This is a genomic window from Arthrobacter sp. Dra40 (assembly GCF_059091905.1).
In genome coordinates this window covers 1-8,886 of the sequence record NZ_JBNHHB010000209.1, presented here as the reverse complement: position 1 = coordinate 8,886, position 8,886 = coordinate 1, and the positions used below count along the sequence as shown (strand labels likewise).

At 63.6% G+C, this 8,886-nt stretch carries 6 protein-coding genes and 1 pseudogene; 4 read left to right on the top strand and 3 right to left on the bottom strand.

Going from position 1 to position 8,886, the window contains the following annotated elements; genetic code table 11:
- Window positions 1-761: pseudogene (locus AC5RWT_RS31310) on the bottom strand (primary-amine oxidase); the annotation flags it as partial.
- Between the two features lie 150 nt (window positions 762-911).
- Between AC5RWT_RS31310 and AC5RWT_RS31305 the strand changes: the two are divergent.
- Both AC5RWT_RS31305 and AC5RWT_RS31300 read left to right on the top strand, forming a co-directional pair.
- On the top strand, window positions 912-1,508 hold the full coding sequence (locus AC5RWT_RS31305; protein ID WP_494083617.1) for a TetR/AcrR family transcriptional regulator: 597 nt from the start codon (window positions 912-914) through the stop codon (window positions 1,506-1,508).
- Between the two features lie 251 nt (window positions 1,509-1,759).
- A complete protein-coding gene (locus AC5RWT_RS31300; RefSeq protein ID WP_494083618.1) occupies window positions 1,760-2,686 on the top strand; it encodes an AraC-like ligand-binding domain-containing protein in 927 nt (308 codons plus the stop codon).
- A gap of 423 nt (window positions 2,687-3,109) precedes the next feature.
- Here AC5RWT_RS31300 and AC5RWT_RS31295 read toward each other — a convergent pair whose 3' ends face one another.
- Together AC5RWT_RS31295 and AC5RWT_RS31290 are read right to left on the bottom strand one after the other, a co-directional pair.
- Complete coding sequence (locus AC5RWT_RS31295) at window positions 3,110-3,775, bottom strand: TetR/AcrR family transcriptional regulator (protein WP_494083616.1); 666 nt, start codon at window positions 3,773-3,775, stop codon at window positions 3,110-3,112.
- The gene (locus AC5RWT_RS31290) at window positions 3,772-6,093 is read right to left on the bottom strand and encodes an aminotransferase class III-fold pyridoxal phosphate-dependent enzyme (RefSeq protein ID WP_494083615.1); all 2,322 of its coding nucleotides are present in this window, start codon (window positions 6,091-6,093) and stop codon (window positions 3,772-3,774) included. Before AC5RWT_RS31290 ends, AC5RWT_RS31295 begins: the two co-directional genes overlap by 4 nt.
- Before the next feature lie 212 nt (window positions 6,094-6,305).
- Between AC5RWT_RS31290 and AC5RWT_RS31285 the strand changes: the two genes are divergently transcribed.
- A complete protein-coding gene (locus AC5RWT_RS31285; RefSeq protein WP_494083614.1) occupies window positions 6,306-7,085 on the top strand; it encodes an SDR family NAD(P)-dependent oxidoreductase in 780 nt (259 codons plus the stop codon).
- A 259-nt stretch (window positions 7,086-7,344) separates the two neighbouring features.
- Entirely contained in the window at window positions 7,345-8,823 is a 1,479-nt protein-coding gene (locus AC5RWT_RS31280; RefSeq protein WP_494083613.1) for an APC family permease, read from the top strand.
- The last annotated feature ends 63 nt before the right edge of the window (window positions 8,824-8,886 follow it).

The window sequence follows — 8,886 nt, the reverse complement described above, 5'->3', positions numbered from 1 at the left end:
CCCTCGCGGACATCGAAGCCGACGTCGAAGGACCACTTCTCCCACTCGATGTGGTTGCCGCCGGTGACCGTGAAACTGGGGCCCTCCGGCTGCGTGATCTCGATGGGCTTCTGGGTGGTGCGGAGCTCGCCGGTCAGCTGCGGATCCGTGTAGTTGCCGTGCTCGGCCGGAACGGGCATGGCGCCGAAGTCCAGCACCTGGTCCACCGTCTTGTTCACCACATCCACGTACGCGACCAGCCCGTCGATCGGGTGCGCCCAGGCACTGTCCTCGGGGAAGTTCTGGTAAAACGCCAAGCCGCGCAGGATCCGCCGACCCTTCTCCTCCTGGTACTCGAACACGCCCGCAGAGAGCGGGGCCACCCGCACCTTGTCGATCTCCAGGCCGCGCTCCGCGATCGCATTCAGCCAACGCTCGTCGGTGGAGAGGATCGCTTCGACAACCTCGAACTCCTCCTCCAGCACCGGCAACTCGCCGGTCACCGAGGTATCCAGCTCGGTGACCGTCAGGACCCTGCCGGAAGTGACGGAGACGGTCACGTCCTTCGGCGCGGCACCCATGACATCTAGCAGGAAGGCCCGGAAGCGCCGGTCCTCCAGCGCTTCGCCGCCCCGGCGCGGCGGGTCCAGCAGCCCGAGGTAGGCGAAGCGGGTGTTCTCCCCCGCCAGCCCCGCCCCGGTCAGGAGGGCACGGACGGCGGTGATTTCTTCGGCGGTGGCCAGAGCATAGGAGGCAGCAGTGGCGGCAGCAGCGGTGGTCATAGCGGGCCTTTCACGAACGGCTGGGAAAACGCGGGCCGGTAGAAGCTGTGAGCGACACCACGTTCTTTTTTCTATGTTCGTAGAGAATAACCCTCAGTAGGATGCATGGCAAGGGTTTTTTTCTACGCACGTTTTATCAGGAGGCGGCCGGTGCCGAAGATCGTGGACCACGACCAACGCAGGATCGAGCTGGTCCAGGCCACGTGGCGGATCATCGCCCGGTACGGCATCGACGGTGCCACCATGCGCGAAATCGCCGCCGAAGCAGGCTTTGCCAACGGCGCCCTCAAGCCCTACTTCCCCACCAAGGACGACCTGCTGGCCTTCGCCTTCGGTTACGTCTTCGACCAGACCAACCGCAGGGTAGCCGATTCCGTCGACGGCCACAGCGGCCTGGATGCCCTGCGCAGATACTGCCTGGAAGTCCTGCCAGTCACCGACGTGACCATCAGCGAGGCCCGGTTGGTCATTCCGTTTTGGCAAAAGGCGCTCGCCGACCCGGACAAGGCCCGGCTCCACTCGGAGTCGATGGAGCGTTGGCGTGCGGACTTCATGCGTTTCCTGGCCGAGGCGCGCGCGTCCGGCGCAGTCCGCACGGACGCCAGCGACGACGTGCTGGCCGGGCAGCTGATGTCCTTCCTGCTGGGTGCGCAGATCACCGCCACCCTCACCCCGGAACACCACTCCCCCGAGCAGCTGACCGAACATCTGGACAGCTGGCTCCGGATGGTCTCAGCAGAATCCTGAGCCGCATTCTTTTTTCGCCGGTTGTGGAAAATAGATGACAACACGGCCTAGCAGGGGCTATGGTATGGAGACTGTGTCGCAGGACACACTAGAAGCAGGTTCCAAGCGAAGGGGCCACCGTGACGCTTACGCTTCCCGAACGCACCACCCACAGCCAATCCCGGACCGCCGGCGACGTCATCGGTGCCAAGCCGTCGGCGCCTCCCGCGCCATCTGCGCCTTCCGCACCAGCCGCGCCTTCCTGCCCTTCCGTGGTGCAGGTCGCCGAAGCACGTTCGTTCGCGGAGTGGAACACGCTGATTTCCGAGTCCTTCGTTCCCTTACAGGCCCGCACTGACTCCCCCGATGGGTTCCGCGGCCGGCTGCGTTCGCGTGTCCTGGACGAATTGTCCGTGGTGGAAGTGACTGCAAACAGCCACAAGGTGCTGCGCACCCCGGCGCTGATCACCGGGTCTGACCGGCTCTACTACAAGCTCAACCTGCAACTGTCCGGCGCCGGCCTCCTAGTCCAGGACAATCGGGAAGCAACGCTGCGCCCGGGAGACCTAGCCGTCTATGACACGCATCGGCCCTATACCTTGGAGTTCGACGACGACTTCCGCACCCTGGTGCTGATGTTCCCGCACGACGCGCTGGATCTGCCCACCGAATCGGTAGCCGAACTGACAGCTGTCAGAATGGCCGGGGACGCCGGCATTGGCCGGATGATCAGCCCGTTCATGGTGCAGCTAGCGGAAAACCTTGAGCTGCTGTCGGGCCCCAGCGGCCACCGGCTGGCGCATAACGCGGTAGACCTCCTGGCCACCCTGTTCGACAGCCAACTGCACAGTGGGAACGGCCCGCAGCGCGGCCACCATGGCCAGCTGCTCGCGCGGATCCGCCAGCACATCGAAGCAAACATGGGTGATCCGGAGCTGTCCCCGGCAGCCGTCGCCGACGCCCATTTCATCTCCACCCGGCATCTGCACAACATTTTCCATGACGCCGGTACCACCGTAGCCGGATGGATCCGGGCCCGCCGGCTCGAACGCTGCCGCCGCGACCTGCGCGATCCGCTGCAGGCCGACCGCTCCGTAGGTGCCATCGCGACCCGCTGGGGATTCACCGATGCAGCCCATTTCAGCCGCGTCTTCCGCAGTGCGTTCGGCGTGCCGCCGAGCACGTACCGGCGAGGCTGACCGTACCGCTTCCCGCAGCGGCAGCAGCCCGCGGCTCCGCCAGCACTCAGCGCCCGCACCCGGCCCTCCAACCGGAACTGGCATGCGCAAACGCCGGATGGAGACCATGGTCACTCGGCGCCATCCTTAATCAGGCGGTTCAGGGCGAACTCAATTCCGCCCAATCCATCGGCATTGACGAGGCGGTCGCCGCCTTCACCCGCGACCCGGCTGCACAATTCCAGGAAGCACCCGCAGCCATCCACCGGACCCAGATACTGAAGACATATCTCGAAGGTGATCTGGTCTGCGCACCGGCGAGCAGCAGGACACCGTGGCGGACTCAGGGCTGGTGGGAACCCAGAACTGGGAACGGAGCAGGCAGGACCGAACCATGTGCGGGCCTGCCTGCTAGGAAGTGTGCGGAACGGACGACGCCTGCCTTTAGCGGCCCGCGAGGGCTTCCAGAAGCTGGCGGAACGCCGCCAGGTTCTGCGGGGCCGTGCCCGGATCCCGGGAGGCATCGATGCCTGCTTCCCGAATGGCTCCGATTAGCAGGCCGGCAATGGCCTCGATGTCGAGTTCGGCGCGGAGGCCGCCCTTGTCCTGGGCGTTGCGAAGCTCGCGGACAAAAGTATCCAGCGTATGCTTCGACGCGCTGCCCCGCCGCCTGCCGATGCCGAAGTGCTGGGGGCCGGAGACGTTGTAGAACAGGCTCAATTCACGGCGGGCAGCCAAGTCGAGCATCGCCCGCGGGTAGGCGCAGAGCTTCTCAATCCAATCGTCCCGGCCGGCGGCATCGCGCTCCGCAGCGTCGATGAGATCCTGCCCGATGGTCCTGTAGGCCTCGGACATCAGATCCGTCCGTCCGCCCGGAAAATGGGCATACAACGTTGCCCTTGATGTTCCGGCGCGTGCCGTGATCCGATCAATGGTGGCGGTTTTGGCGCCTGCAGCATCGATGATGTCGATCGTCGCGCGCACCAGGTCTTGGCGGGTGCGAAGTTGTTGCCGCTTCCGCAGCGGAAGCGGGTGCTCTGGCAGTTCCGGTACGGTCCCCTCCCCGGAAGCGCGGCTCATGGTGGTGTAATCCTGTTCCGCGGCGCTCATACCCGCGCCGCCGGCTGCCCGGCTTCGGCCAGTAACGCGGCGTCCAGAACGTCGATAACCCGGTCCAGTTCGTCCCGTTCGATCACCAGCGGCGGACGGATCTTGAGAATGTTCTCGTTCGGTCCGATTCGGCTGATCAGGATGCCGGCGCCCACTAAAGCTTCGACGATCCGCTTAGCCAGATCTCCGTCGGGCCTTCCGGCGCTGTCGACGAGCGCCAGTCCGAAGAACAGGCCCCGCCCCTTGGCCGCTGCTGCCCGCGGATGGCGCTCGACGAGCTCGCCCAGCCGCGCCGCTACATGCCGACCGAGTTCACCTGCACGGGCAACCAGCCGCCGGTCGATGATCTCGTTGAGCACGGCGTGGCCGGCAGCGGCTGCAGCAGGTGTGCCCGCAAATGTATTGAAATACATGTTGGTGCTGCTGAATGATTCGAGGATGTGCTCGGTGGTGACGACTCCGCCCAGCGGATAGCCATTGCCCAACGGCTTGCCCAGGGTCACCACATCGGGTTTGATTCCCGTGGCCTGATGGCCCCACCAATCATCGCCCAACCGCCCGAGGCCGGTTTGCACCTCGTCCGCGATCACCAGCCCTCCGGCTGCCCGGACCCGTGCGGTTAGGCCCTCAAGGTAGCCCTCCGGCACGCGAGGCAACCCCTCGGTGGAGAATGCCGGCTCAATAAGGAGCGCTGCGACCCCGTGGCCCGACTCCTGCAGCGAGGCTATGGCGGTATCGACTGCGGCCAGGGCTGCCTGCAGCACATCGCCGGGTTGGCCGGCTGGGCCTTCCCCGTCAAGGTCAGGAACGTGGATGGTCCGCACGTGATCCCCGAACGGTTCCGAAACCGTGAGGCCTGTGGTGAGCGCGGCCAGGTTGATGGTGTTGCCGTGGTAACTGTGGTCCGTCACGATCACGCCGGTGCGGCCAGTCATGTGCCGTGCAATGCGCAGTGCCAGTTCGTTTGATTCGGAACCGCTGTTGGTGAAGTACACCCGGTCGAGCGGGGCGTCGAAGGTGCGCAGGAGCAGCTCGGCATAGTTTACGATCGGCTCACTGAGATAGCGCGTGTGGACGTTGAGCGTCTTCATTTGCGCGCACACCGCCTCGGCCACGCGCGGATTCGCGTGGCCGACCTGCGGGACATTGTTGTACGCGTCCAGATAGCGCCTCCCCTCGGCGTCGACGACCCAAGCCCCTTCCCCCGAGATCAGGTGCAGCGGCCGGTCATAGAACAGCGGTGAATAGGGCCCGATGGTTGCCGCTCGGCGGTTTAGCAATTCCTGGTCGCCCGCTGTCTGTCCCGCGGAAGGTACCTCTGCCGTCATGCCCGTGTAGTCGCGGCACATCTCGACGACGACGGGCAGGACTTCGGCCCGAAGGAAACTGCTCGTTTCATCATCAGGACGATCGGCGGCCCACCCAAGGTACGTGAGCGCCCTCGCCAGAACGAAGGTATCCAATTCGTCGAGGGCCGGCTGTGGAATCTCGGCCGCTTTGCGGTAACCGTCCAGGAGGGCGGCCCGATAGTCTTCGGCCCGGGGATGCCGGTGGTACCAGAACAAGATGGTGGCCAAATCGAAAAGCCACCAGCCCTCGCCAAAGTCATCGAAATCGATCAGAACGAAGTCGCTGCCGGCGGCCAACACGTTCTCCGGCGTGAAGTCGGCATGGATAACGCCATAGAACTCGGGCGCAGTCCCCAGACTGAGCAAGCGCTCACGGATTCGCTTCTCCGCGGTATCGATCAGGTGGCGGTCCTCAGCTGTCCCAGCAAGCCGCCGCGGGTCGCCCCACAACGCCGCGGGTCCGGTCAGACCGTTCACGTCCCACGCCGGCCGCGAATAGCCGGGGATCTTCCCGATGCGCCGGGAAGCGCTATGGAACCGGGCACAGATTTCCCCCAGCTGCGAGAAAACCCCGACAGTCAGCGCATCGGTCCCCATCCAGGCATCACCTGCATCACCAAGCGGGCTGCTGTTGTCCACCCAGCGCTGGGCATCAATCTGGTAAGCCTCGCCGTCGCTGCCAGCCACCTGGGCGAAAACACCGCCGGAAACAGTCCGCATCACATCCGAAACGGGAACGCCTGACTGGCGCAGCGCCGCCACGAAGGCCCCCTCGGTCCGGACTTCCTCGTCTGTTCGGTGCCCGGGCCTATGGATCCTCACCGCATAGGAGCCCCCGGCGTCCGTCACGCGAAAAACGACGTTCTCGCGCTGCTTGACAAAGTCAATGGCGGCGCCGGTGCCAATGCCAAACATCGGCAGGGCGTTCCGGGCGATGGCCACGGCTTCATCACGAGTCAGCTGCGTCATGGGGACTCCTTGTCTGGACGGGAGATGGACCGATTGGACCGACTATAACGCCAGTTCAGGAAAAATAGAATCAAGACCGAAAAGTATAGGAACCAGACTGTTAGTCTGATTTCTAGACTGCTCTTCCGTTGCACTGATTTTGTGAGTAATTTGACTCACGTCCGCGTCAGCACGCCGACACACCCAACAAGTGGACGAAAGCGGGAGTACGCATGTCAGTGTCACCATCAGCCGGGACCCAGCTCCCCCGGCGCGTCCTCATCACCGGCGGTTCCTCTGGAATCGGTCTGGCAGTGGCGCAACTGTTTGTTCAGACGGGTTCCGACGTCGGCATCATGGGACGCGATCCGAGCCGACTGGAAGCAGCGCTGGCCGAACTGGGCAGCACAGGACCAGGACGGGCGGCCGGAGTCTGCGCGGATGTCGCCGAAGATTCACAGGTGGACCGGGCGGTGACCGATCTGGCCGGACAGCTCGGCGGTCTCGACGCGCTCGTCACCTGCGCCGGCATCGAAGGCGAAATGGGAGCGGCCTGCGAGGACGTCACAGCGAAGAGCTTCCGCGAAGTACTCGACGTCAATGTTGTCGGTACCTTCCTGGCGGTCAAGCATGCCCTGCCATACCTCAAGAAGTCCGCGGGCAGCAGCGTGACAATGGTCGGCTCTGACTCCGGTTTTGTCGCGGTGCCCGGCATGCTTGCGTACAACGCGTCGAAAGGCGCTCTGGTCCAGATGACCCGCGCCCTCGCCGTCGAACTCTTCGACGAGCACGGGATCCGGGTCAACAGTGTGTGCCCGTCCATTGTCGATACACCGCTGGCCCGCCGCGGCCTGGGCGACGAGGCCCTGGACCAACCGTCCTTTCCGCTGCAGTCAGCCGAAGACATTGCCTGGACGGTCAGCTACCTGGCGTCATACCGCTCGCGGGCGGTCAACGGGGTTAACCTGCTCTCCGACTTCGGCTTCACCGGCCGTTCGTCCTTCCCGGCATAAGGGGCTGCCGCCGCCCCGCCTGCGAATCAGCCCCGACCAGTTAGGGCACGCATTGTCTAACTTCATGCACGGATTGACAAGCCGGAACCGCTGCTTCCGGTCCAAACTGGCTTTATTAGTCCGGGAGCTAGAGATGCTGCACGGTCAGGTTGGTTGACTCACGACCTGCACTGTAAGGGGCGACCTTGAGGTCTAGAGGCGCGACTGGCCGTGTGGTTCACTCCCGATATTCACCACAACTCATTCGAATGGAGTTCTGTTGTCTGAAAAACAGACCGAGGTGTTGGCACGCAACCAGCTCGGAGTAAGTTCGATCGTCTTTCTCGTACTCGCTGCAGTGGCTCCAGTCACGGTGCTCATTGTGGTGCTCCCGCTCGCCATCGCGCAGGGCAATGGCGGCGGTGTTCCCGTGGCGATCCTTTTGGTCGCAGCCGCCCTGCTGCTCTTTGCGATCGGCTACGCACAGATCACGAAGGAGTTGACCAACGCTGGTGGCTTTTACGCAATCGCAGTGAAAGGCCTGGGCAAGACCGCGGGCCTTATCACTGGAATCATTGCCACGATCGGTTACAACGCCTTCGTGGCCGGCGCCATGGGAACCATCGGCTTCTTCGCCGGCATGGTCGTCCTGCCCGAACTCTTCGGTCCGGCGTTCACGCTTGATTGGTTCTGGACCGGTGTGGTCCTCTTCGTAGTCGTATTCCTGCTCGCCATCTCGGGTATCCACGTGAGCGCCATCGTTCTGGGTATCGCACTCGTCCTCGAAATCATCATGGTCTTCGTGTTTGGGTTCTCGGTGCTCTTCGAGCAGGGCTTCAATGTTTCGGTGTTTACCCCCGGAGTCATCATGGGCGGATCGCTGTGGATCGGGCTGCTGCTCGGCGCCACCGCATTTATTGGCTTCGAAGCGACTGCACTCTTCGGTGAGGAAGCGAAGGATCCGCACAAGACCATTCCCAAAGCGACCTACGCTGCCATCATCATCATTGGCCTCATGCATGCTTTTGCCGCGTGGGCGATCGTCAGTTCGATCGGCCCCGAGGTCGCGCAGTCGACGGCACTTGAGCATCTCGAGGCGGGCGATCTCACCCAGACGCTTATCGACAAGCATCTTGGGCCCGCTTTCGTCGTCATCGCCCTCGTGCTGGTGGTTGTCAGCCTCTTCGCCGCACAACTGGCATTCCACAACTCGGCCGGACGCTATCTCTTCTCGCTTGGTCGCGCACGTGTGCTGCCTCGGTGGCTGGCTAAGACCAACTCGAAGGGAGCGCCGCAGCGCGCGTTGCTCACCAACCTGATTTTCGCAGTGGGCATCGCGGCGATCTTCCGTTTCGCGTTCCCGGATCAGCCATCAATCCTCACGCTCGTTCCGGTGGGTCTCGGCTTTGCGACACTCTCGATCATCATTGTGCAGGCGATTGCCGCCCTTGCAGTCGTCGTCTACTTCCGCAAGAAGCGCGACCCGCGGCTCTGGACGACCCTGATCGCGCCGGGCATTGGCTTTATCGCACTAGCGGTCTTCAGCATCATGGCGGTTGTGCAGTTCCCGCTCGTCGCAGGTTCCGAGGAAACCTATGTGGTCGTGCTGCCGTGGATACTCGTGCTCGCGGTCGTCGGCGGCATCGTCTACGGCGCGTTCCTCAAGTCGAAGAAGCCTGAAGTGTACGCAGGTCTCAGCGAAGATCTTGAGAAGTTCGACGATTTGCTCGTCGAAGATGCGGATGCCCTGAGGAAATAGCGTCCTTCTCGATATCCGAACGGGTGGATCCCTTGACGCCACGCAGTGCGCGTCAAGGGATCC

Bases quoted from the DNA above. Each gene is read 5' to 3' on its own strand.
- AC5RWT_RS31295 (WP_494083616.1), bottom strand. From the start codon at position 3,775: ATGAGCGCCGCGGAACAGGATTACACCACCATGAGCCGCGCTTCCGGG.
- AC5RWT_RS31290 (WP_494083615.1), bottom strand. From the start codon at position 6,093: ATGACGCAGCTGACTCGTGATGAAGCCGTGGCCATCGCCCGGAACGCC.
- AC5RWT_RS31285 (WP_494083614.1), top strand. From the start codon at position 6,306: ATGTCAGTGTCACCATCAGCCGGGACCCAGCTCCCCCGGCGCGTCCTC.